We start from the raw sequence: 23,575 nt of genomic DNA, 5'->3' as shown, positions 1-23,575 counted from the left end.
TTTCTTTAATTTTTAAAGATTTTGGTGCTCACTTCTTCGGGAATACTATTCCGGTTAACCGTAATGGCAATGGTATTCAACCGTACATAGCGTTCCGACATGTACAACATTCCGCCGTAGGCATTGCTTTTGGCCGACCACGAATTTTTCGTGATGTAATATTTATTACCGTCCGCGTCTTTAGCAATTCCCACGATATGCATCAAGTGGTCATCGGTGGTTTTCCAGGTAAGAAAAGCTTTCTGACGGGCTTGCTGGTCGACCGATACACTGTCCGGTACAACAGCCAAACCTCTCCGGTGCGAGAAGCCTTTATCACTGACATCGCCATCCCAAACCACCGTGTATCCTTGCATGATGGCATGGTCCATCGTCTTGATGATATCGTCCTCCGGCACATTGTAGTACAAATCGTGTGACCAGTTGTCCGGAACCTCGAGGCTGAACTGCTGATAAAACGGGTGATGCGTGTAGGAAGTGATCTCCACATATTGATTGGGATCCAAACCCAGCGACTTCATGAAAGACTCAGGTGTGAACGTTTTTCCGTCATATTCGAAACTCTTCGGGTCCTTTCCCAAGTATGCGTTCAAAACTCCATTCAACGCGTTCGACCAAACCGTCGATACGGTATTCATCTTATCAGAAACCAGGCCTTCCAACATTCCTTTCATCATGGCCTTCAATTCCGTATGATTGGCGTGTCCCGGATTATAGAGATTTCCCGGATAGACACTCTGTGGCACCAAACCGCATTTTTTCATTACATCCAGAACATCATGCGCCTGACCGCCTTCGTCGAAATTGGCTTTTCCGTGCAACTCGACAAAATATTTGGCTTTCGCCGGGTAAGCATTCCGCACAAAATACATTTCCGCCAGATCGAATTCGCCTTTTCCCATCCGCAGCAACTCTGATTCAAGAAAAGAGGTCGTTGCATAACTCCAGCAAGTTCCAGTACGTTGCTGATTTTTGACCGACGTATAAGCATTCTCTTTAACAACTTTAAACGAACTAACGTCCTGGGCCGTGGCTGAGCCCGCATAGAGTAGTCCTGCTAGAAGGACCAGAAATAACTTCTTCATAAAAACCAATATAAATGTAACTAACTTTATTCTAACTCATTTCGAACTTTTCGCGGCAACGATGACACCACCAGGCTGTACGATTCATCAATCCACTCCTGAATCAATTTATCCGGGATAGTATCGTCAACACTAACCGTATTCCAGTGTTGTTTATTCATGTGATATCCCGGAGTCACCTGTGGAAACTCTTCCCTTAACTCAATTGCCTTTTCGGGATCACACTTCAAATTAACCCAAAGCGGACCTTCGAGATTTGTCAAAGCAAACATCTTTCCACCAACTTTGAAAACGAGGGCATTTTCACCGAAAGGAAGTCCCTCCGTTGCTCCCTTCAACGACAGACAATATTTTCGCAACGACTCTATATTCATCTCGATTTGCCCTTAGGTTGCACCCAGCTAAAACTACAGCTTTTATTTTCCTTCCGGAATGACTATCTGCATATCTCTGGCAGGCCGCTATTTCTGTACAATATTAATATAATCGCCAAATGTTAAAAATACCTTGTTTAATAACGAGTCACAATTTTTGATCCCCGGATAATTTTATATTTTAGCTACTTCATCTAGAATCGTAACAAAATGACGAAAAGAATCCTTCTGGCAGAAGATAATTTGATGAGTCAAAAACTGGCGCTGCTGGGGTTAAAAAGCTATCACGTCGATGTTGCGAAAGACGGGGAAGAAGCGGTGGAGTTGTTTCGCAATAATACTTATGATGTAATTTTGATGGATATTCAGATGCCCAAAATGACGGGCGTGGAAGCAACCATCGAAATTCGTCAAATCGAAGTTTTAGAAAACAGAATCCCAAAAACTGTAATATTGGCGCTTACAGCCGATGTATTTTCCAGTGTAACCGAGGAATGTACCGAAGCCGGCATGAACGGATTTTTCCCAAAACCTTTCCGCCCGGCGGAGATGTCTGACCTAATTGAAGAAATGTACTCGCGTTTTGCGCATACCACTGCGCCGGAATAATGGCTAATTCACCGGAGGAATAAAAGCCCCGGGATAATGCTGCAACTCGAACTTTTCACCATAAAACACAACGGTAATCACGTCAAACCGACTTTCCACATCCAGATTTCGCATCCGCAGAAAGATATCCGCAGCCGTCACTAAATTTCTGATTTTACCCGACGAAATCGCTTCCAACGGATGCTCGTATTGATATCCTGTCCTTGTTTTCACCTCTACAAAAACCAGATCGTCACCGTCATAAGCAATGATATCGAGCTCCTTGTGATCGAAAATCCAGTTCCGCTCAATTATCCGATATCCTTTTCGGGTTAGGTAATCAGCCGCTATCTGTTCGCCTTTTTCACCAAGTTCTCTTGATTTTCGGGTCATATCTTAAAACTTAACCGGGATTCCTTCTCTCCAACCACCAGTCTTGTTTCTGCTCCCATGATTAATGGATAGTTAGGCATGATGTGACCAGCCGGGAAGCCAAACATAACCGGGTAGTCATATTCATCAACCGCTTCCTTAATAATCACCGCCGCCTCTTTCTCAAAGCCGGTATCACCATCTTTCATATCCGAAAAATGTCCAACCACCAGGCCGCTCAGCTTCGCAAGAATCCCTGAAACTTTCAGGTTCATCATCATTCGGTCGAGGTGGTAATGATATTCAGCCAAATCCTCGATAAACAAGATATTGCCTTCAGGCGATAAATCGAGCGGTGTTCCACGCAGGCTATAAATCATCGACAAATTTCCTCCAATTAACGAACCGGAGGCTTCTCCCGCACGGTTCAACGGATGATTTGCCTCTTTGAACCACGGAATTTTTCCTTTCAACAAATCGATTGTCAGCCGAAAACTCTCGGACGGCGTACCTTCCTGATCAAAGAACGCAGTCATCACTCCATGAATCGATGCAATTCCATGCTGAAAGAGGAAAGCATGAAATACCGTAATGTCACTGAAGCCGATAAGCCATTTGGGTCGTTGCAGAAACCTTCTCCAGTCGAGTAACTGATGCGTCCGCAAACTTCCGTAACCTCCCCGGGCAAAAAGGATGGCTTTTACCAAATCGTCGTCCAGAGCTTTTTGCATGTCGCCGGCTCTTTCGGCATCGGTTCCGGCAAAAACGCCCGATTGCGCAAAAGCATTTTCTCCGATTTCAACTTCAAAACCTTCTTCTCTGAGCCGCATGGCACCGTGTTTAACAATTTCAGGATTCACTTTCCCGGCAGGAGACACGATGGCAATTTTATCACCAACTTTTAGGTATGGAGGGTAAATCATAAAACGTGTTTGATTTCTTTGTTGTTCAGAACCAGTCGATTCTACATTAGCGGAATTTTTCGGTCCCGTTTTTAACTTGACTATGAAATTAAGAAAAGAAGACGGCCATGCAAAACGGTTCCTGAATACTCCTCCAAATTAGCTTTTGTTTCCAAATTGTTTCTGAAGTGTGAATATTTCATAAACAATTGCATTTCAATAAAATTGCCCATTCATGATAATGTGAATGCTTCTATCTTTAGAGTTATAATACCTGCGAGAACAGGAAGTTAAGTTTCACCAAAACCTCGTTTAAATGAGTATCAAAAAACAGACACTAAAGTCGAAGCCGGTTTGCAAAGTCACATTCCGGATTCCCAAGGAATTGGCACCTGAAGCCAATGAAGCAACCGTTGTTGGAGATTTCAACAATTGGAAAGAAAATGATGCCCCAATGCAAAAACTGAAGTCGGGTGATTTCACCGTAACGCTGGAGTTATCGCCCAAGCAATCCTACCAGTTTCGTTACCTGCTCAACAAATCCGTATGGATAAACGACCAGGAAGCTGATGGCTACATCCCCAATGCCTTTGGCGAAGAAAATTCAGTAGTCAACACCTTATGAGATGAGTAATGCCGGTACCCCACCGGCATTTTGCTTTTATTCCAGTTCCGATCCGCATTTTTTACAAAACCGGGCCTCCTGGTCCGGTTCGTGGTAGCTACACGAAGGGCAAACTAACTGCCTTTCCTGCTTCGAACTTTTTACGGCATCGCTTATTTCTACCGTGAGTATCCCGGTAGGAACAGCTATGATGGAATAACCGATGAGCATTGCCACCGAAGAAATAAATTTTCCCAACACGGTCACCGGCGCAATATCACCGTAGCCAACCGTTGTAATGGTCACAATCGCCCAATAAATACTTTGCGGGATGGAAGTGAAACCGTTTTGTTCGCTTTCGACCAGGTACATTAGCGTTCCCAGAAATAAAACCAGCGTTAATACCACACCAAAGAAGACCACTATTTTGTACATGCTCTTTTTCAGGGCCGAAATCAAGACCTGCGATTCATGCATGTACCTTCCCAGTTTTAGTATCCTGAAAATTCGCAGCAAGCGAAACGCCCGAACCGTTAACAGGAAATGAGACCGCAAGAAGAACAACCCGATGTAAGTAGGCAAAATAGACATCAGGTCAATAATCCCGAAGAAACTGGTAATGTACTTCCACGGACGTGGATGCGTCAAAATCCGTAAAAAATATTCCACCGTAAAGAGGATGGTGAAAAACCACTCTAAAAACTGGAAGGTTCCGGGATAGGCAACCCGAAATGATTTGACACTCTCGAGTACAACCGTCAAAACACTGAGCAGGATGGCCCAAAGTAATATCACATCGAAACCACGACCTGCCGGTGTATCAGTTCCAAAAATTATCCGGTAAAGAGTTTGTTTCAGCTTTTGCATTCCTGGGGAAAATTTACACCAAGATAATAAAAGTGAAGGAGTCGCGCAGTAAGCATGAATATGAAACAAAAGCCAATCTCTCTTTTCGTAGCCTGAATTTCCATTGCAAACCCCGTTGCATTCCGTAGGCATTGATTATCTTTGTGCTTCAATACGAAAAATCATTCATCAACGATATTTCAAACAACATGAGTCATTACAAACGAACGCTTATCACCTCGGCATTACCCTATGCCAATGGTCCGGTTCACATCGGTCACCTGGCCGGCGTATATGTTCCGGCCGACATTTATGCCCGTTACCTGCGTCTCAAAGGAGAAGAAGTGGCATTCATTGGCGGCTCGGATGAGCATGGCGTTCCCATTACCCTGAAAGCAAAAAAAGAAGGCGTTACCCCTCAGGATATCGTCGATAAATATCACGGCATCATCAAGGAATCATTTGCCAAATTCGGTATTTCCTTTGATGTTTATTCCCGCACCAGCGCGAAAATTCACTACGAAACGGCATCAGAGATTTTCAGAACCCTCTACGACAAAGGTGAATTTATCGAGCAAACATCGGAGCAATTCTACGACGAGGAAGCCAAACAATTCTTGGCCGACAGGTACATCACAGGAACCTGCCCGAAATGTAATTACGAAAAGGCTTACGGTGATCAATGCGAAAGTTGTGGTTCATCGCTTAACGCAACCGACCTGATCGACCCAAAATCAGTACTGAGTGGAAACAAACCGGTCTTGAAAGAAACCAAACACTGGTTCCTTCCGCTGGACAAGTATGAACCCTGGTTGCGTGAATGGATTCTGGAGCAACACAAAGAGTGGAAGCCAAACGTATATGGTCAGTGCAAATCGTGGTTGGACGGCGGACTAAATCCCCGTGCGGTTACCCGCGACCTGAGTTGGGGAGTTCCGGTCCCGGTAGAAGGTGCCGAAGGCAAAGTGCTTTACGTTTGGTTCGATGCCCCTATTGGGTACATCTCCGCAACAAAAGAGTTGACCCCCGACTGGGAAAAATACTGGAAAGATCCAGAAACGAAGATGGTCCACTTCATTGGAAAAGACAATATCGTTTTCCACTGCATCATTTTCCCGTCAATACTGAAAGCTGAGGGAAGTTATATTCTGCCCGATAATGTTCCGGCCAACGAGTTTTTGAACCTGGAAGGCGATAAAATTTCGACTTCACGGAACTGGGCCGTTTGGTTGCACGAATACCTCGAAGAATTTCCCGGTAAGGAAGATGTGCTGAAATATGTGCTCACAGCCAACGCCCCGGAAACAAAGGATAACGACTTTACCTGGAAAGATTTCCAAACGCGGAACAACAGCGAGTTGGTTGCCATTCTTGGAAACTTTGTGAACCGTGTACTGGTACTGACAAATAAATATTACGAAGGCGAAACGCCAGCTGCCGGTGCTTTGGAAGCGTATGATAGCGAAACGCTGGCTGACATCAGCAAGCTGAGAAATGACGTGGAGAAATCGCTCGATAATTACCGTTTCCGGGAAGCCCTGAAAGGTGCAATGGACATGGCCCGTTTGGGGAACAAATACCTCGCCGATATGGAGCCCTGGAAGGTCGTAAAAACCGATCCGGAGCGGGTAAAAACCATCATGAATGTGTGTCTGCAGATTACGGCCAATCTCACCATCGTTTTTGAGCCCTTCCTGCCTTTCAGCATGGATAAACTGCGCGGTTTCATGAACCTGGAAAAACTCAGTTGGGAAAATCTGGGACGTACCGATTTGATAGCGGCCGGTCACAAGGTTAACAAGCCGGAACTGCTTTTCGAGAAAATCGAAGATGCGACCATTCAGGCACAAGTTGACAAGTTGCTGGCAACGAAAAAAGCCAACGAACTGGAAGCTGCCGAAGCCAAACCAGCGAAAGAGAACATCGAATTTGACGATTTCGCGAAACTGGATATCCGCGTCGGTACCATCATTGAAGCCGAGAAAGTAGCCAAAACCAAGAAACTGCTGAAACTGAAAATCGATACCGGAATCGACAAACGAATCGTGGTTTCGGGTATTGCCGAATACTACACGCCGGAAGAGATCATCGGTAAGCAGGTTTCCATTTTGGTGAACCTGGCACCCAAAAACCTCCGCGGTATAGAGTCACAAGGAATGATCCTGATGGCTGAAAATCCGGACGGAACCCTGGCATTCGTTTCACCCGACAAAGCCATTAAAAACGGTGGCGAAATCAGGTAATCATCTGTAATAAAATAATTCAAACGGCCTTTCCGTACTTTTCGGGATGGCCGTTTTTATTTTCTCCTCTCCTTCCCATAACAACATAATATACAATCCCATGAACCATTCGCTCAATTGTTGAAAATTGATTGCGCAATCGGTTGCACAACTTTTTTACATTGCTTAATATTGTAAGGTGAAAAATCCGCGCATCACCATACACGACTTGGCCAAAGAGCTGGGATTATCTTCCTCTACTGTTTCGAGAGCACTGCAGGACAATCCCCGCATCAGCGAGAAAACCCGGAAGGACGTGACCGAACTGGCGGCCAAATGGAACTACCAGCCCAACAGCAATGCTTCGAACCTGCGCAAAGGTCGTAGCAACACCATTGGTGTGTTGGTGCCCCGCATCAGCCGGCATTTCTTTTCGAATGCGATTGCCGGAATTGAAGCGGTTAGCAGTGCTGCCAAGCGAAACGTGGTGATATTCCAGTCGCATGAAAGTCTGGAAAATGAAAAAGCCGGACTGGAAGCTTTCTTACGCATTCCGGTTGACGGATTTATCATGTCACTTTCGGCAGAAACCAGGCAATACGAACACATTCGGGAGGTGTTAAAGCGAGATATTCCCATCGTCTTTTTTGACCGCGTACTTGAAGAAGAGAACAACTACCGGGTCGTACTCGACGATTATGCCGGAGCCTTTCAGGCAACAGAACACCTCATCCGGCAAGGTTGTCGAAAGATTGCTTTCATGGGCGGTCCTGACTATTTGAATAACTACCGGGAAAGAAAAAGAGGTTTTACGGACGCCCTGGAAAAAAATAACCTTTCGGTGAATCCGGGATGGATGGCTGAGCAAGCGCTTACGCGTGAAGAAGGGGCTGCTTTCGTTGAGAAAATCTTTGGTCAGTCGGTTCAAAATCGTCCTGACGGACTTTTCTCCTGCAGTGACTACTCTGCACTAGGCGCGATTCTCTTCATGAAAAAAACAGGAATTCGTATCCCGGAAGAGGTAGCTGTGGCGGGTTTCGCTAACGAGCCCTTCACCGAATTCATGGAACCAGCTATGACCTCTGTCGACCAGTCAGCCGAAGAGATGGGACAAAGCGCGGCCGAAATGCTGTTCCGGATTATCGACTCCGGAGACGCTGAAAAAAGCGCTAAACAACAATACATTCAACCCAAACTAGTCATCCGAAAATCAACCATGAAATAAAATTTGCCGATGAAGACAATCGATTGCATAAAAATAAAATACAGTCGCCTCACAAAAGTACTGGTTGCGATAGTTCTGTTGCCAATCGTTTCGGTAAGTCGTGCGCAAACCACCGCACCATTATCCGGAGAACTCACGCGTCCGGATGTATATAGGGCGATGGAAAAGGTAGCCGACTGGCAACTCAAAACCCCGCTTCAACACCAGCTCACCGACTGGACGAATAGCGCTCTCTACAAAGGAATGGTCGAGTGGGCAAAAATTGCCAAATCGCCTGAATACTACAATTGGCTTTACAACATTGGCGAAAAGACTAACTGGCAACTGGGTAAACGGATTTATCATGCCGACGACCATGTGGTAGGACTCATGTACCTCGAGATGTACCGAAAGTACCACGAGAAAAAAATGCTGAAACCAACAAAGAAAAGGTTGGACTGGATCATGAAAAATCCGTCGGATGCCAGCATAAAGAATTTCTCGTATGAGAAAGGGAATAATTGTACCGACCGCTGGTCGTGGTGCGATGCCTTGTTTATGGGACCCACTGTTTGGGCGACGCTGGCTAACGTAACCGGAAAGAAGAAATACCTGAATTTCATGTTCAAAGAATATAAAGCCACCACCGATTACCTCTTCGATACGAATGAAAATTTGTTTTATCGCGATGACCGGTATTTCAATATGAAGGAAGCCAATGGCCAAAAGATATTCTGGGGACGAGGCAACGGATGGGTATTTGCAGGCTTGGCCATCATCATGACGGAGCTACCTGACAACTACAAGGAACGCCCCTATTTCGAAGATATCTTCAAGAAAATGGCGGCTAAACTGGCGACACTACAAGACTCTTCAGGATACTGGCATGCCAGCCTACTTGACCCGAAATCATACCCGGCTCCGGAAACCAGTGCTACCGCGTTTTACGTGTATGGCCTGGCCTGGGGAATCACCAACGGCCTGCTTGATAAAGAAACTTACCTGCCGGTTGTGCAGAAAGGTTGGCAGGCACTCGTCCGCGCCGTTCATCCTGACGGGAAACTGGGTTGGGTGCAACCCATTGGCGCCGATCCTAAACAGGTAACCAGTGACATGACGGAAGTTTATGGAGTTGGTGGATTTTTGCTCGCAGGAAGTGAAATATACCGAATATTAAAATAGTGATTCATTAAAAATCAAATAGATATGACTACCACATACGAAAAGAGACACAACGTCCACCCGGATGACGCCAAACGCTACGATACCGAGCGTCTGCGCAAAGAATTCTTAGTCGACAACCTGATGAATGACGACAAGATTCATTTCATCTACTCGTTCATCGATCGGTACATGGTTGGAGGTGCAATTCCGAAAAGCAAAGCACTCGAACTGGAGAGCATCGAACCATTGAAAGCCGATTATTTCCTGGAAAGAAGAGAAATGGGAATCATCAACGTGGGTGGAAAAGGGAAAATTACCGCCGACGGTGAGACTTATGAGCTCAACTTCAAAGAGGCACTTTATCTTGGTAGAGGAACGAAAAAAGTAAAGTTCGAAAGTGTGGATGTCAGCAAGCCGGCCCACTATTATATCAACTCCGCTCCTGCGCACACTAGCTACCCGAATAAACTGGTTACCATGGCCGATGCCAATGTGCTGGAACTCGGAGCGCTCGAATCATCAAATGCGCGAAAAGTCAACCAGCTCATCATTAATGGAATCGTTCAGACTTGTCAATTGCAGATGGGATTGACAGAACTGCAGCCCGGAAGCGTTTGGAACACCATGCCTGCGCACACCCACGATCGGAGAATGGAAGCGTACTTCTATTTTAATGTACCGGAAGGACAAAGCGTTTGCCACTTCATGGGCAAGCCGAAGGAAACCCGCCACATCTGGATGCACAATGAGCAAGCTGTTTTGTCTCCCTCGTGGTCGATTCACAGCGGTGCCGGAACCTCCAACTACTCCTTCATCTGGGGTATGTCGGGTGAAAACCTCGATTACAGCGATATGGATTTTAGTCAACCCGATGAACTGCGATAAACCATGATGAACTTATTTGACTTAAATGGCAAAGTAGCGCTGGTAACCGGTGCCACTCATGGTTTGGGGATGGCGATGGCCAAAGCGCTGGCACAGGCGGGAGCAACTCTGGTCATTAACGGCCACACCCCAGATAAGATGGAAAAGGCACTCGCCGCTTACGCTGAAGACGGTATCCAGGTAAAAGGCTATCTCTTCGATGTAACCAAAGAAGAAGAAGTCATCAAAAATCTTGATGCCATTGAAAAAGAGGTTGGCCCCATTGATATACTGGTCAACAACGCCGGAATCATTAAGCGTGTTCCGATGACTGAAATGGATGTGGAAGAATTCCGCACCGTTGTAGATATCGATTTGGTAGCTCCGTTTATCATGGGACGCAATGTGGTAAAGCGCTTGCTGAAAAGAAATGCAGGCGGCAAAATCATCAACATCTGCTCGATGATGAGCGAATTAGGCCGCGATACCGTTGGTGCCTACGCCGCAGCCAAAGGCGGACTGAAAATGCTGACCCGGAACATGGCCACTGAATGGGCCAAATATGATATCCAGGTGAACGGCATCGGCCCCGGCTATTTTGCAACCGAGCAGACTGCTCCTATTCGCGTAAACGGACATCCGTTCAACGATTTCATTGTTGGTCGTACACCGGCCGGACGATGGGGCGATCCGGAAGATTTGGCTGGAACCACCATTTTTCTGGCATCCAAAGCATCCGATTTTGTAAACGGGCAAGTAGTTTACGTCGATGGCGGAATTCTGGCTACCATCGGCAAGCCCTCGAATGAATAGTTTTCCACTATATCCAAAACAATCGACAGTAGGTTAATAAAGCAGATTATATCATTCATTTCAGGAATCCTGGTCAGGGGCACTTTGCTCTGACCGGGATTTTTTATTTCCTAAAAGTCTTCCCGCACAAGCAATACATCCTGAATTTTTTACGATTTGAATGCCCGATTGTACAATATGAAAATTATCAAAGGGGACTTCCATTGTAAATTTATAAAGGTGCTTCTCTCTTCTTTCGTGTAAACAATGTGTCAATCGCCCATTTGATTCCTTTAAACCCTTCATGCCTGGGAGAAAGGACACCAACCAAAAATCAAATTCATAACCTAAACCTGTCGAAATGTCTTTTCTAACAATGCCCCGAAAACGTCCGGTATACATGAAACGCTCCATTTTATTTCTGTTGCTGGCAACTATCAGTCTACTGACGACTGCTCAAACACTTCCCTTTAGTCTTACCGACTTAAACGAATCAGGAAATCCGGTTTATGCCCCTGAAATGATCGTCTCCGGCGAAACCATTCACACCATCTGGATAACCAGAAATTCGGATAATACCTACACCATGAACTACCGTCGCTCCACCGATAGTGGAGTCTCATGGGAAACAACGAAAGTTCTGTTTACATCCGACATCGAATCATGGCAAGGCATGGCGACCAGCAACAACTTTAAACGTTTAGCAATCGACAGAAACAAAGTGTTTGTGATGATACAGGCCGGCAATGTAGATGACAAAGCCGTTCTTTACCTAACCTCATCGACAGACGGAGGCGTCTCATTCAGCACGCCTAAACCAGTATACGAAGGTGATGTTTACAATTCGGTCGATCACTCGTTCGTACAATACTCCAACGGGACACTCTACAATGTGTTTGTAACGCACAATAACAACAATGGCGCTACACAATTCTATCTTTTGAGTTCTACCAATGACGGTGCGGATGTAACGCTCAATCCGTTTTTAGCACCGGAAAGCTGGGGTATCGATGATTTTCTGGCAGACGGAAATGATCTCTATATACTTTACTCGTACGCTTACTATTACTATGGCTTCAACTATGGCAATGTGAAGATGGCCGTTTCCCACGACGGGGGTGCTACCTTCAGTGAAACAGAACTATCAGTTCCGGCCGAAGGATACACTGATGACCGTCACCGGGCATCCATCTCCACTGACCGAAGAGCTCCTCTGATTGCAAAATCAGGATCCACTGTCTCCGTTATATGGACGCTCATTGACTCGGATGAAAAAACACACCTGCGCTATGCCCGGTCAGCGGATAACGGAGATACTTTTTCCACACCTGTTTCGCTTGCCAGCGATGATGACGTAGCCGGCACCATAAACGGACAAAGAATTACCATAGCAACTCTTGACGAAGATATCTTCATCATATTCCCCGATTACATTATCAACAAGGCTTCGTCGATGTACCTGATTACTTCGAACGACAACGGCAACAGCTTTTCTTCGGTGAAAACACTCAACACCGATTACAGCTATCCGAAAGGCAATCTTCCTTTGTTATCCCTGTCCCCCAACAAGGTCGCTGCAGCCTGGAGCCCCGGAGTCGTCCGCTATTCAACCGACAAAGGTGAAACATTCGATAGTGGACAGATGCTCTATCCCTACTCAACTTACATGTATGACATGATTTTGCGTGACTTCGTTTCTGACGAAGACAGAAACGTGAGGTTTCTGGGAAACGGAAGAATTTCATCCGATTTGGAAAACCAGGTAATCTTTGGTCGGTTGCTTTCAGCGAATACCCCTTCAGAAACCAATAGTGCCTTCACCATTACAAGGGGCGCCGACAATCCATCCTACCTCGAGATACCGGAAACGCCAGAAATAGCTATCGACTCAGCAATTACTATCGAATTTTGGACCCGGATTGACATTACAACAGAAGGAAGCTCAAGCTTTATTCTGTTCGAGAAACTGGACAGCCACGCCGGTTCCGCCGACCGGCAGTTCGAGATTGAAGTGATGCGTGATTACAATACGGCGAACAACCCGAAGTTAAGGGGAACCTTGATTACCGATAAGGGAACTTTTGTTATTGAAGCAAAAACGGATTTATACGACGATAAATGGCACCACATAGGTTATAGCTACGACGCACGGGCCGGTCTGAAAAACTACAAACTGTTTGTCGATGGGAAGGAGGTAGCCAGCAAAACGGTTACCGGGAAGATTGAACCGGAACCCGGTGTCTACATCTTTGGTCCTTATTATCTGAGCAATCCTCTAGGTCTCGGATTGGACGAAATCAGGATTTGGGAAAAAGGCTTTAACCAGGAAGAAATGGCTGAAAAGGCTACGCATATAATGACAGGAACCGAAGACAAACTTTTGGTTTACATCAATTGCAACGAAAGTCTGAAAGATTTAACCGGGCATGGTGCTGATGGCTTTAACCTGGTAACAGGTGAATTTACAGCCGCTTCGCCTCAACCGCCAGTAGTAGCCTTTGAAGCATACAAAAATATTCAAACCGTAAGTTTCAATCAGAAATCAGAAAACGCAACACAGTATTCCTGGGATTTTGGCGATGGGGAAACCTCCGATTTAGCTAATCCAACTCACGAGTATTCCGGACCCGGTGAATACAACGTGACACTCACTGCTTCGAATAACGGAACATCCTTTTCGGCAACCAAAACCATTACGATCGAAGGCATTGCCAGAATAGAAGATGACGTAGCCGGAAACACCGGTTATGCAACCGTGAAAATCTATGGCGGTGGTTTGACAGATAATTCTACTTTCAAAATTACCATGGGTGGAGAAGAAGTCGTTGCTGAAGAAATCAGTCTTTACCAACCGGGCGTGCTGATCGGAACCCTCGATTTGCACGAAAAAGCGGTTGGGAAATGGGATGTAGTCGTGCAATCTGCTTCCGGAACAGTAACCATTCCTGAAGGTTTCACGGTAGTGGAAGGAGAAGAAGCTTCGCCCTGGGTAGAAGTGCAGGGACGAGGTCGCATTCTTTTCAACATGTGGCAAACGTACACTATCCGTTACGGCAACGACAGTAATGTGGATGCCATGGGTGTTCCTCTTTTCCTCGTTGTTCCTTGGGATACTGAGGTTGAGTTGATTGACTTTACCATAAGCTTCAACGGGTATGCTGAATCGAACGGAGAGGAAATTCCGGCTGAACTATTGCAACCCTTTTATGAAACCGATCAGGTGATGGGCGAGGAATTCCATGCCAAAGTTTACCCGTTTTATGTTCCCATCATTCCTGCGAACTCGAGCAACGAAGTACATATTCGGTTAAAATCACCATCGGATATCCGGGTTCTTGCCTGGGTTTCCGAGCCATTCTTCGGCTCGCCCATGGACGAAGAAATTCAGGATTGCCTGTTGCGCGCACAGGCAGGAGCGGTCGCCAACGGCTTGGTCAATCTGGCTGCCAGTGCACTTCCCGGCGCCGGCTGTGTAAAAGATGTGGTGACCACGTATATCTGGAACCCGTTGGATTTCTCCAAGCCTAAAGCCGATGAAAAACCGACCTGGGGAAGTATGATTTGGAACTACGCTAAAACAGTTGCCAGCTGCGCGGTCGATTTTGTTCCGGCAGCCAAAGCTTATGAACTGGCTATTGGCGTCTTCCAGTTCGGAGCGGATATTTACGATAACTATCAGAAGGATCAAGAGTGTCGTAAGTTGGCGAAACAATCGAAAAACGACCGGGGAATAACGGCCGTCTCCTCATTTGACCCCAATGAAATTGTCGGTCCGGATGGTCCGGGAGCTGAGAAATATATCGCCGAAACGCAGCGTTTTCCGTACACCATTTATTTTGAGAACAAATCGTCAGCATCGGCACCAGCGCATATTGTAACGGTTACTGATACGCTCGATTTAGCCCGGTTCCGCGCAAGCGATTTCACCTTTGGCTCCTTCGGATTCGGCGACACCATTATTACGCCCAACACCCAGGAAACGTATAGTTTCTCGTCAGATGTAGAACTCAACAGCAACCTGCTTCTTCGGGTAACCGGAAAAGTCGATACCCTGACCGGGGTAATTAGCTGGCAATTTGCCTCGCTAGACCCGTTGACCATGGATATCCACGAAGACCCGCAAGTTGGTTTTCTTCCACCTAATGTTACATCGCCCGAAGGGGAAGGATTTGTCTCCTTCACGGTAGGTGTACACGAGCCCGGAGCAAACGGGACGACTTACGAAAACCAGGCCACCATAGTATTCGATGCCAATGAGCCTATCAAAACCAATGTCTGGCATAACACCGTTGATGTCATTGCTCCGGAAAGCCAGGTGGAACAACTCGATGCAGAAACCGGACCAACCACTTTTACGGTTACCTGGTCGGGCACGGACAACGCAGCCGGAATTGAATATTACGACATTTATGTGAAGGTGAATGATGAGGACCCGGTTTTGTGGCTGGTTCACACGAAAGAGACCTCAGCTGAATTTGTTGGCGAGGTGGGCGATGTCTACAAGTTTTACAGTGTGGCCACCGACAACGTTGGAAATACAGAAGAAGCATCTACTACCTATGATGCTGAAACACTCGTGACGAGTTCGGATGAGCTTATCTCGCTGAACGAATCATGGACGCTTTTCCCGAACCCAACCAATGGTGAATTGAATTTGTCAATTAACGACATGGAAGGAGAACTGATTCTGTTGGAAATTTATTCCGCTACCGGGAACAAAGTTTTCGAACGACAAATCTCAATCCACGGGTGTCAACAAAATGAACATATTAATTTGAACCGGTACCCGTCGGGTATTTATATCGCCAGGTTGACGGTTGGAAACGAAATAACACAGAAATCCATTATTTTGAAATAACCAAAACCATACCCCGAAAACCGGCACCCCTTTTGTAGAAGCACCAAAAGCCGGATGCCCCCGTTTTTGCCATCCCGTTTATTCGGGGTGGCATTTTTTCGGATACAAAAAAGGCCGGCAATTAAGCCAGCCCAATATCGTATTGTCAATATTTTTCTATTCTTCCAGCAACCAGATTCCCGATTTAGGATTGGCTTTTGTCAGATTATCCAATACGGCCAACGCCTCGTCGCGATCGTTGTACGATTGAATCGTTACGCGGTAAAATCCATTATCCAGTGTAAAAATCTGGGAATCGTACCCCTGGCGAATCAAATCGTCCTGGTATTTCTTTGCGTTTACTTCTTTTTTAAAACTTCCGCCAACCAGGTAAAAACGAGTGGCTTCGTCGTTGGTTGCGGGCTTTTCTACTTTAACCGCCGGTTCACTCACCGACTGATTGTCTGCCAGCCTTTCATCCGCTTTGGATTTGGCTTTCGATTCCACCGGCACCGACTCCGCCGGAATTTTATCTGCTGCAACAAACGTGTCTGCCGGCGTGCTATCCATTACTGATAACACAGACGATGTAGTAGATGCCTGATCGCCTGACGTATCCCCCTGTTGCATGTGCTTGGAAAGAGGTATCAGGGTAAGTGCCAGCATCAGCGGAACTCCGATAAGCAATTTTTTTGCCGTCCGTGAATTGAAAACGACTCGCACAGCCTCTTTGTCTTCGAAGCGGGCGGTCGTCCGCACCAAATCGTTGCGCTCAATCTTCGGGAAATGAAAATCGCCCATTCCGTAGGAATCAAGCAATAGATTTTCAGCCTGTTCAGGTTCAAAAATCAGCTTCTCATGCCTATCGTAATGAAGCGAGCCGATGTGCTGGAATTCCAGTTTCTCACCGTTTTCGAGCTTCGACCATGCTTCATCAACAAATTCAGCAATAATCTGACGGGCTTCCAAATACCCTACTCCTTCGCTTTCGGAAATGTGATTCACCAACAAACCATCGTTTCCGGTCAGCTTGCTGTTAAAAACAATCTCTTTGCGCGGAGGAGCAAACGTATTTCGGTTGTAATCGACTCCAGCTGGCTGGTAATTCGAAATGAAACCACCCAGTTCAGGAACGATAACACAATCGTGAATTCGAACTAATTCAATAAGATAGATGCTGATATCCATTTTCCCTTTTCGCATTTCTTAGCAACCAAATGTAGCGAAAAATTAGGTGAAGCCAAACCTTACTTTACAATAAAGTTATCAAACAGAATAGCTTGAGAACTGATCCTCCTGAGAAGCAAAATTTTATCCTATAATTCCTATTTTTGAGACTCCAATAAAAATAAAAGGAACCTATACATGAAAAAGCAAATTCTGGTAACTGGAGGAACGGGTTACATTGGATCTCATACTGTTGTTGAACTACAGGAAGCCGGCTACGATGTGGTTATTATTGATGATTTGTCGAATTCGACTGCCGATGTAGTGGATAAAATTGAAAAGATAACCGGTATTCGCCCCACATTTGAGGAATTTAATCTTCAGGATTATAATCGACTGGAAGCATTCTTCAACAAATATCCGAATATAGAAGCCATCATTCACTTCGCCGCCAGTAAAGCAGTAGGAGAATCGGTTGAAAAACCATTGCTTTACTACCGGAATAATCTGGTTTCACTGATGAATTTGCTGGAGCTGATGCCCAAACATGATGTTCCCAACTTCGTTTTTTCATCATCATGTACCGTTTACGGTCAGCCTGATGTTCTTCCGGTTACGGAAGACACGCCCAGAAAAGAAGCTGAATCACCTTACGGGAATACCAAAGCAGTGGCCGAAGATATTATCCGCGACAGCGTAAAAGCTATGGAGAGAATCAACGCTATCGCACTTCGCTATTTCAACCCGGTTGGGGCACATCCGTCCTCACTTATTGGTGAATTGCCCCGTGGTGTTCCTAACAACCTGGTTCCTTTTATCACCCAAACTGCAGCAGGGCTTCGCGAAAAGCTAAGCATCTTCGGTGACGACTACAACACTCCGGATGGAACGGCCATACGCGATTACATCAACGTGGTCGATTTGGCCAAAGCCCACGTGGTAGCGATTGAACGACTACTCGAAAACAAAAATGATGCTCGCTACGAGTTTTTCAATATTGGTACCGGAAAAGGAGCCTCGGTATTAGAACTGGTAAAAACCTTCATTGAAGTTACCGGAGTAGACCTCAATTATCAGATTGTAGGACGCCGCGCAGGTGACATCGAGCAGACCTATGCCGATACTACCAAGGCTAACAAGATACTGGGCTGGAAGGCAGAAAAATCACTGGGAGAAACACTACTTTCTGCCTGGAATTGGGAAAAGAAAGTCAGGAATATACAGTAGCGACAACCTTTGTTATTACCTTTAGGGTTCTGAAATAGCAAGACCATGCAGAAAACTATTTTAATTACCGGAGGGGCCGGATTCATTGGCTCCCATGTTGTTCGCCGTTTGGTAAACGGTTACCCGGAATACCAAATCATCAACCTCGATGCGCTGACGTACGCCGGCAACCTGGAGAACCTGAAAGACATCGAAAACAAGCCCAATTACCAGTTCGTAAAGGGCGACATTACCGATGACGATTTTATACAAAAACTTTTCAGGAAATATCAGTTCGACGGCGTGATGCACCTGGCTGCCGAATCGCATGTCGATCGGTCCATCAGCAACCCGATGGAGTTCATCATGACCAACATCGTGGGAACGGTTAATTTGCTGAATGCAGCCCGCGAAATCTGGAAAGATGATTATTCCGGGAAACGGTTTTATCACATTTCAACCGACGAGGTTTACGGCTCGCTCGGAGCAACAGGTTTCTTTACTGAAACCACTTCTTACGACCCTAAAAGCCCCTATTCTGCATCCAAAGCCAGCTCCGATCATTTGGTCCGGGCCTATCACAACACCTACGGGCTTCCGGTAGTCATTTCGAACTGCTCAAATAACTATGGGCCAAATCAATTTCCGGAGAAATTGATTCCACTGGCCATCAATAACATTAAAAACAACAAGCCGATCCCGATTTACGGAAAAGGAGAAAATATTCGCGACTGGCTTTACGTTGAAGACCATGCACGTGCCATCGACCTCATTTTCCAGGAAGGAAAAGAGGGAGAAACATACAACATTGGTGGTAACAACGAATGGACCAATATTGACCTGATTCGCACCCTCTGCAAGGTGATGGACAAAAAATTGGATCGGGAACCCGGAACATCCGAGAAGCTCATCACTTTTGTGAAAGATCGTGCCGGTCATGATTTGCGCTACGCCATCGATTCGTCCAAGTTGATGAACGAGTTGGGCTGGAAACCGTCGCTGCAATTCGAAGAAGGAATCGAAAAAACCGTCGATTGGTACCTGGGAAACCAGGAATGGTTGGAAAATATTGTGAATGGAACCTACGAAAATTATTATCGTGAAATGTACGAGAACCGGTAATCACGAGTTCTGCATTCAAAATAAAAAGCCGGAAGTTGTTTTTATGCTTCCGGCTTTTCTACTTCAGGTATGGTATGTTATTCCACTTTGGAAGCCTTCACTTCGACGGGCCCATCCGGACTATTGGCTTCGCCCACTAAACTACCATCGACCAGTTTAAACTTAACCGTTACCAGATTATATTCGATTTCAATTTCCATCACCAGCTCATTATTTTCGAAAGCGACCGACGACGCGGGTAAACGATTCCCTTCGACCACCAGCTCTCCGGCCAAACCGCTTTCAGCTTCCTTCAGCACAATTCGTCCTGACGTGTAAGGATAGGGTGCAGTGGGTGCTGAATATTCCCAGGTACCAGCTATTTTATTCTTTTCATCGGTACCAGCTTTCGCTTGAAAAGCAACCATCAAGAGCAAAGCAAATGCAGCAATTATTCGACAAGTTTTCATAAGCACGTTTTTGTAGTTAATGACTTTGGTTTCACCTGCATGGTGCTTTCTAAATTTAAGGGCATTTTCTGAACATTAAAAATGAGAAGGCACAAAAAAAACCTGCCTCATCTGAAGCAGGTTTCTGTTCGATATCAAGTGTTCATTTTATTTCTTCAGTTCCCAGGAAAAGCCATCTTTGGTATCTTTTATTTCAAATCCAAGGGCACTCAATTCATTCCGAATCTTATCGGCGGTTGCCCAGTCTTTATTTTTCTTGGCCTCGATCCTCAAATTCAACAATAAATCCACAACGTGTGTCATCGTTTCTTCGCCTCCACCAGCAGCTGCTTGCTCCTCCGACTGCAAGCCCAGAATATCAAATGCAAATTCGTGGTACAGCTGTTGAAGCGCAGTCAAATCCTCTGCTGAAATCTTTTCTTTCCCATCATTAATAGAATTAATCATCTTCACACCATCAAACAGATGCGCAATCAGAATAGGACTGTTCAAATCATCGTTCATCGCTTCGTAGCACTTTTGCTTCAAAGCGGCTACATCAACGGTAGATTCAGCGGAAACTGGCAGATTTCCCAATACTTCAATCGCTTTCATCAAACGCTCCATCCCTTTCTCCGCCGCCTGCAGCGCTTCGTTCGAAAAATCAAGCGGGCTGCGGTAATGTGCCTGAAGAATGAAGAAACGAATCGTCATCGGACTGTAGGCCTTCTCCAGCAAATCGTGCTTACCTCCGAACAGCTCGTTGAGCGTAATAAAATTCCCCAGCGACTTGCCCATCTTCTGACCGTTGATGGTAATCAGGTTGTTGTGCATCCAGTAGTTCACCGATTCATGTCCGGTGCAAGCTACACTTTGTGCTATTTCCGCTTCGTGATGGGGAAACAGCAAATCCATTCCGCCTCCGTGGATGTCAAACCGCTCGCCCAGGTATTTGGTGCTCATAGCCGTACACTCCATGTGCCAGCCGGGATAACCATCGCTCCACGGCGAAGGCCAGCGCATGATATGCTCGGGCGTTGCTTTCTTCCACAGAGCAAAATCCATCGACGATCTTTTCTCCGATTGTCCGTCCAGTTCACGGGTATTGGAATAAAGGTCTTCCACTTTTCTTCCGGAAAGTTTGCCGTAATGATGGTCTTTCGAGAATCTCTCTACATCGAAATAAACGGAGCCATTACTTTCATAGCCGTATCCGGCTTCCAGAATCTTCTTCACCGCCTCAACCTGCTCGATGATATGACCTGATGCGGTCGGTTCGATACTCGGTGGAAGGTTATTCAGCCGGGCCATATTTCCGCGGTAGCTGTTGGTGTAGATCTGCACAACCTCCATTGGCTCCAGCTGCTCGACTTTCGCTCTGCGTTCAATTTTATCCTCTCCCTCATCAGCGTCGTCAACCAGGTGGCCTACATCGGTAATGTTCCTCACATAGCGCACTTTATAGCCTATGTGTTTCAAATATCTGAAAAGCATATCGAACGTGATAGCCGGCCGGGCGTGTCCCAGGTGTGCTTCACCGTAAACTGTCGGTCCACAGACATACATCCCCACCGCTCCGGGATGAATGGGTTTGAACAATTCTTTCTTCCGCGTAAGCGTATTGTAAATGACGAGCTTGTCCATTCGGGTTAAGAATTAAAAATTGATGCACAAAGGTAGAAAAATCAGTGCGGATGAAAAAGCGACATACCACAGCTTTCGCCGAAAGGAGTCGGATTGTCATTTACCGACGAATAACCGCCATTCACCGATTTTTCGTTTCATCTGCGTTCAGGTTATTCGATTTTTGAATTGTCATTGAAAAAGCGCCAGATCGTAAATTCAAGTCCCGAGGGTTTCCCGTTTTCAGAAAATGAGACGACCGGGGAAACACCACGGCTTAGATTTGCAAGACCAAACGAAGCCCCTTTTTCTAGTACTTGACAGATTTCACCAACCATGAAAAAACGAAGAACAATGGAAAATCATCATTCTGACATACCACAACGGAAACCTTTCCACATTGTCTGCTTCCTGTTCGGACACAATTTTGACCCAATAAATGCTTGCTCGAATGAGAACGAACATTGCCGACGTTGCGGAAAGAAATGCGATGAGCAAGACCGCTGGTTTGACTGGAACGGGTACATAAAGTGGAGACTATTACCGGTACGAAGAGCCGTTCAGAAAGTAAAAGGCAAGAGAGACATTTATTCCTTCTGACATTCCTCAATCTTTTACCGAACGCCATTCACCGATACAACGCCGCCGTTTACCGATTCCCTCTTGAAACGCATTTTGTCCCCCTCTATTTTTGCACTAACACCAGTAATTAAAATCGTCATACCTACCTCGTTAGTTTCCCCCAAACACAAAGATGTAAGTATGAAAAAAATAGATTAACCTGAATAATTAACGATGAGAAAGACACTTTTACTTGCTTCACTTTGCCTGATGTTTATTTACGGGGCAAAGGCCCAGCAACCGGACACACTATATTTCACACTTGATGAAGCGCTTCAGTACGCGATGGAGCACTCGTTCAATTCGAAAAACGCTGACATTGATTTGCAGACGTCTCAAAAAAAAGTGTGGGAAACCATTGCTTCCGGACTACCGCAGGTGGATGCCTCGGCCGGATATACGGCCAACCTGAATTTGCCGGTATCGCTTATTCCGGCTGAATTTGTTGGTGGCGATCCCGGAACCTATATACCAGTGAAATTTGGACAGGATTACAACTCCAATTTTGGCCTGTCGGTTTCCCAGATGATTTTCGATGGCTCGTACCTCATTGGCCTGAAATCAGCTAAAATTTATGTGGACTTGGCCCGTAATGCGAAAGAAAAAACCAATATCGCCGTAAGGGAAGCAGTCACCAGCGCCTATTTCACAACGCTGATTGCTGAAGAAAAAATGGGTATAGTGAAAGACAATCTGCTGAACAGCGAACAGCTGCTGAAAGAAGCAAAAGCCTATTACCAAAATGGCTTTCGCGAAGAACAGGATGTGGAACAACTGCAGTTGATGCAACAACAGGCCGAAAACGAAGTGATCAAAGCCGAGCGTGAAATCAGGGTATCGAAGATGGTCCTGAAATTCGCGATGGGCATGAATGTGGATTGGGACATTCAGCTGAAAGACAGTCTTTCGCGATTTATTCAGCCCATCCAAACCGGAGCAGCGTTAACCGGGAAGTTCGATTATACACAGCACATCGATTACCGGATGCAGGAAACCCAGGTAGCCGCCAAACAATCGTTACTCAGCCTGGAGAAGGTCAGTTTTCTGCCCAAGCTAAACGCTTTTTACAACTACCAGAAAACGGCTTACAGCAATGAATTTAATGTTACAACAGCCGATTGGTATCCATCCTCGATGGTTGGTTTGCAAATCACGTTGCCCATCACTTATTCCGGTGCACGTACTTCGCGGATCAATCAGGCAAAACTCGAAGTAAAAAAAGCTGAAAATGAACAGTTGCAAAACATTCAGAACCTTCAGATGCAATATCTGACCGCATTGTCGGACATGGAAAGTGCGATGGACAAATACAAAAACGATAAGGAAAACAGAGCCATCGCACAGCGGATTTACGACAAAACACAAATAAAATTCAATAACGGAATTGCCTCCAGTACCGAGTTATCGCAAAACGAGACGCAGTACCTGACAGCTTATTCCAATTACCTGATATCCATGCTACAGTTATTACAGTCGAAAATCAATCTCGACAAAGCAGAAGGAAATTTATAGTAATTGCTCAACGGTTTAACTACCAGTCAAGAAAATGAACAT

Annotated in this window: 20 protein-coding genes; 12 read left to right on the top strand and 8 right to left on the bottom strand. The window is 45.8% G+C overall.

Features of this window, described 5'->3' with window-relative positions; all coding sequences use genetic code 11:
* Positions 1 to 5: 5 nt before the first annotated feature.
* Both CLV93_RS05475 and CLV93_RS05470 read right to left on the bottom strand, forming a co-directional pair.
* Entirely contained in the window at positions 6 to 1,085 is a 1,080-nt protein-coding gene (locus CLV93_RS05475; RefSeq protein ID WP_106541163.1) for a C1 family peptidase, read from the bottom strand.
* Positions 1,086 to 1,111: 26 nt separating this feature from the next.
* The gene (locus CLV93_RS05470) at positions 1,112 to 1,459 is read right to left on the bottom strand and encodes an MmcQ/YjbR family DNA-binding protein (RefSeq protein ID WP_106541162.1); all 348 of its coding nucleotides are present in this window, start codon (positions 1,457 to 1,459) and stop codon (positions 1,112 to 1,114) included.
* A gap of 210 nt (positions 1,460 to 1,669) precedes the next feature.
* Between CLV93_RS05470 and CLV93_RS05465 the strand changes: the two genes are divergently transcribed.
* Positions 1,670 to 2,068, top strand: a complete 399-nt coding sequence (locus tag CLV93_RS05465; protein ID WP_106541161.1) for a response regulator — start codon at positions 1,670 to 1,672, stop codon at positions 2,066 to 2,068.
* Positions 2,069 to 2,071: 3 nt separating this feature from the next.
* On the opposite strand, the gene CLV93_RS05460 is transcribed toward CLV93_RS05465, so the two are convergent.
* Positions 2,072 to 2,440: a YraN family protein gene (locus CLV93_RS05460; RefSeq protein ID WP_106541160.1), complete on the bottom strand. Its 369-nt coding sequence runs from the start codon at positions 2,438 to 2,440 to the stop codon at positions 2,072 to 2,074.
* Positions 2,437 to 3,342, bottom strand: a complete 906-nt coding sequence (locus CLV93_RS05455) for a S66 peptidase family protein (RefSeq protein ID WP_106541159.1) — start codon at positions 3,340 to 3,342, stop codon at positions 2,437 to 2,439. The genes CLV93_RS05460 and CLV93_RS05455 overlap by 4 nt, the downstream gene beginning before the upstream one ends.
* Before the next feature lie 295 nt (positions 3,343 to 3,637).
* Here CLV93_RS05455 and CLV93_RS05450 point away from each other — a divergent pair, with 295 nt between their 5' ends.
* A complete protein-coding gene (locus CLV93_RS05450) occupies positions 3,638 to 3,946 on the top strand; it encodes an isoamylase early set domain-containing protein (RefSeq protein ID WP_106541158.1) in 309 nt (102 codons plus the stop codon).
* Between the two features lie 36 nt (positions 3,947 to 3,982).
* Here CLV93_RS05450 and CLV93_RS05445 read toward each other — a convergent pair whose 3' ends face one another.
* Positions 3,983 to 4,792: an ion transporter gene (locus CLV93_RS05445; protein WP_106541157.1), complete on the bottom strand. Its 810-nt coding sequence runs from the start codon at positions 4,790 to 4,792 to the stop codon at positions 3,983 to 3,985.
* Between the two features lie 188 nt (positions 4,793 to 4,980).
* Here CLV93_RS05445 and metG point away from each other — a divergent pair, with 188 nt between their 5' ends.
* The 6 genes from metG (at position 4,981) to CLV93_RS05410 (ending at position 15,875) form a co-directional block, all read left to right on the top strand.
* Complete coding sequence (gene metG / locus CLV93_RS05440; protein ID WP_106541416.1) at positions 4,981 to 7,014, top strand: methionine--tRNA ligase; 2,034 nt, start codon at positions 4,981 to 4,983, stop codon at positions 7,012 to 7,014.
* A 178-nt stretch (positions 7,015 to 7,192) separates the two neighbouring features.
* Positions 7,193 to 8,218 (top strand): LacI family DNA-binding transcriptional regulator, encoded by a 1,026-nt coding sequence (locus tag CLV93_RS05435; protein WP_106541156.1) that lies wholly within the window; start codon positions 7,193 to 7,195, stop codon positions 8,216 to 8,218.
* A gap of 9 nt (positions 8,219 to 8,227) precedes the next feature.
* Positions 8,228 to 9,379: a glycoside hydrolase family 88/105 protein gene (locus tag CLV93_RS05430; protein WP_106541155.1), complete on the top strand. Its 1,152-nt coding sequence runs from the start codon at positions 8,228 to 8,230 to the stop codon at positions 9,377 to 9,379.
* Positions 9,380 to 9,403: 24 nt separating this feature from the next.
* On the top strand, positions 9,404 to 10,246 hold the full coding sequence (gene kduI, locus CLV93_RS05425; RefSeq protein WP_106541154.1) for a 5-dehydro-4-deoxy-D-glucuronate isomerase: 843 nt from the start codon (positions 9,404 to 9,406) through the stop codon (positions 10,244 to 10,246).
* Positions 10,247 to 10,249: 3 nt separating this feature from the next.
* Positions 10,250 to 11,038: a gluconate 5-dehydrogenase gene (locus CLV93_RS05420; RefSeq protein WP_106541153.1), complete on the top strand. Its 789-nt coding sequence runs from the start codon at positions 10,250 to 10,252 to the stop codon at positions 11,036 to 11,038.
* Between the two features lie 340 nt (positions 11,039 to 11,378).
* Positions 11,379 to 15,875 (top strand): PKD domain-containing protein, encoded by a 4,497-nt coding sequence (locus CLV93_RS05410; RefSeq protein ID WP_146141955.1) that lies wholly within the window; start codon positions 11,379 to 11,381, stop codon positions 15,873 to 15,875.
* Between the two features lie 156 nt (positions 15,876 to 16,031).
* Here CLV93_RS05410 and CLV93_RS05405 read toward each other — a convergent pair whose 3' ends face one another.
* Complete coding sequence (locus tag CLV93_RS05405; RefSeq protein WP_106541150.1) at positions 16,032 to 17,057, bottom strand: HU domain-containing protein; 1,026 nt, start codon at positions 17,055 to 17,057, stop codon at positions 16,032 to 16,034.
* 162 nt (positions 17,058 to 17,219) lie between these two features.
* Here CLV93_RS05405 and galE point away from each other — a divergent pair, with 162 nt between their 5' ends.
* Together galE and rfbB are read left to right on the top strand one after the other, a co-directional pair.
* Positions 17,220 to 18,248 carry a UDP-glucose 4-epimerase GalE gene (gene galE, locus CLV93_RS05400; RefSeq protein WP_106541149.1) on the top strand — a complete coding sequence of 343 codons (1,029 nt, stop codon included), beginning with the start codon at positions 17,220 to 17,222 and terminating at the stop codon, positions 18,246 to 18,248.
* A gap of 45 nt (positions 18,249 to 18,293) precedes the next feature.
* Positions 18,294 to 19,349 (top strand): dTDP-glucose 4,6-dehydratase, encoded by a 1,056-nt coding sequence (gene rfbB, locus CLV93_RS05395; protein ID WP_106541148.1) that lies wholly within the window; start codon positions 18,294 to 18,296, stop codon positions 19,347 to 19,349.
* A gap of 77 nt (positions 19,350 to 19,426) precedes the next feature.
* Here the strand turns inward: rfbB and CLV93_RS05390 are convergent, their stop codons facing one another.
* Together CLV93_RS05390 and cysS are read right to left on the bottom strand one after the other, a co-directional pair.
* Positions 19,427 to 19,798 (bottom strand): hypothetical protein, encoded by a 372-nt coding sequence (locus CLV93_RS05390; protein WP_106541147.1) that lies wholly within the window; start codon positions 19,796 to 19,798, stop codon positions 19,427 to 19,429.
* 147 nt (positions 19,799 to 19,945) lie between these two features.
* Positions 19,946 to 21,421 (bottom strand): cysteine--tRNA ligase, encoded by a 1,476-nt coding sequence (gene cysS / locus CLV93_RS05385; protein WP_106541146.1) that lies wholly within the window; start codon positions 21,419 to 21,421, stop codon positions 19,946 to 19,948.
* Positions 21,422 to 21,736: 315 nt separating this feature from the next.
* Here cysS and CLV93_RS20640 point away from each other — a divergent pair, with 315 nt between their 5' ends.
* Both CLV93_RS20640 and CLV93_RS05375 read left to right on the top strand, forming a co-directional pair.
* Positions 21,737 to 22,000: a DUF1660 family phage protein gene (locus CLV93_RS20640; RefSeq protein WP_106541145.1), complete on the top strand. Its 264-nt coding sequence runs from the start codon at positions 21,737 to 21,739 to the stop codon at positions 21,998 to 22,000.
* Between the two features lie 195 nt (positions 22,001 to 22,195).
* Positions 22,196 to 23,533 carry a TolC family protein gene (locus CLV93_RS05375; protein WP_106541144.1) on the top strand — a complete coding sequence of 446 codons (1,338 nt, stop codon included), beginning with the start codon at positions 22,196 to 22,198 and terminating at the stop codon, positions 23,531 to 23,533.
* Positions 23,534 to 23,575: the final 42 nt, after the last annotated feature.

Origin of the sequence: Prolixibacter denitrificans (assembly GCF_003014495.1) — a bacterium.
GTDB lineage: Bacteria > Bacteroidota > Bacteroidia > Bacteroidales > Prolixibacteraceae > Prolixibacter > Prolixibacter denitrificans.
This window is presented reverse-complemented; position numbering and strand designations above follow the sequence as displayed.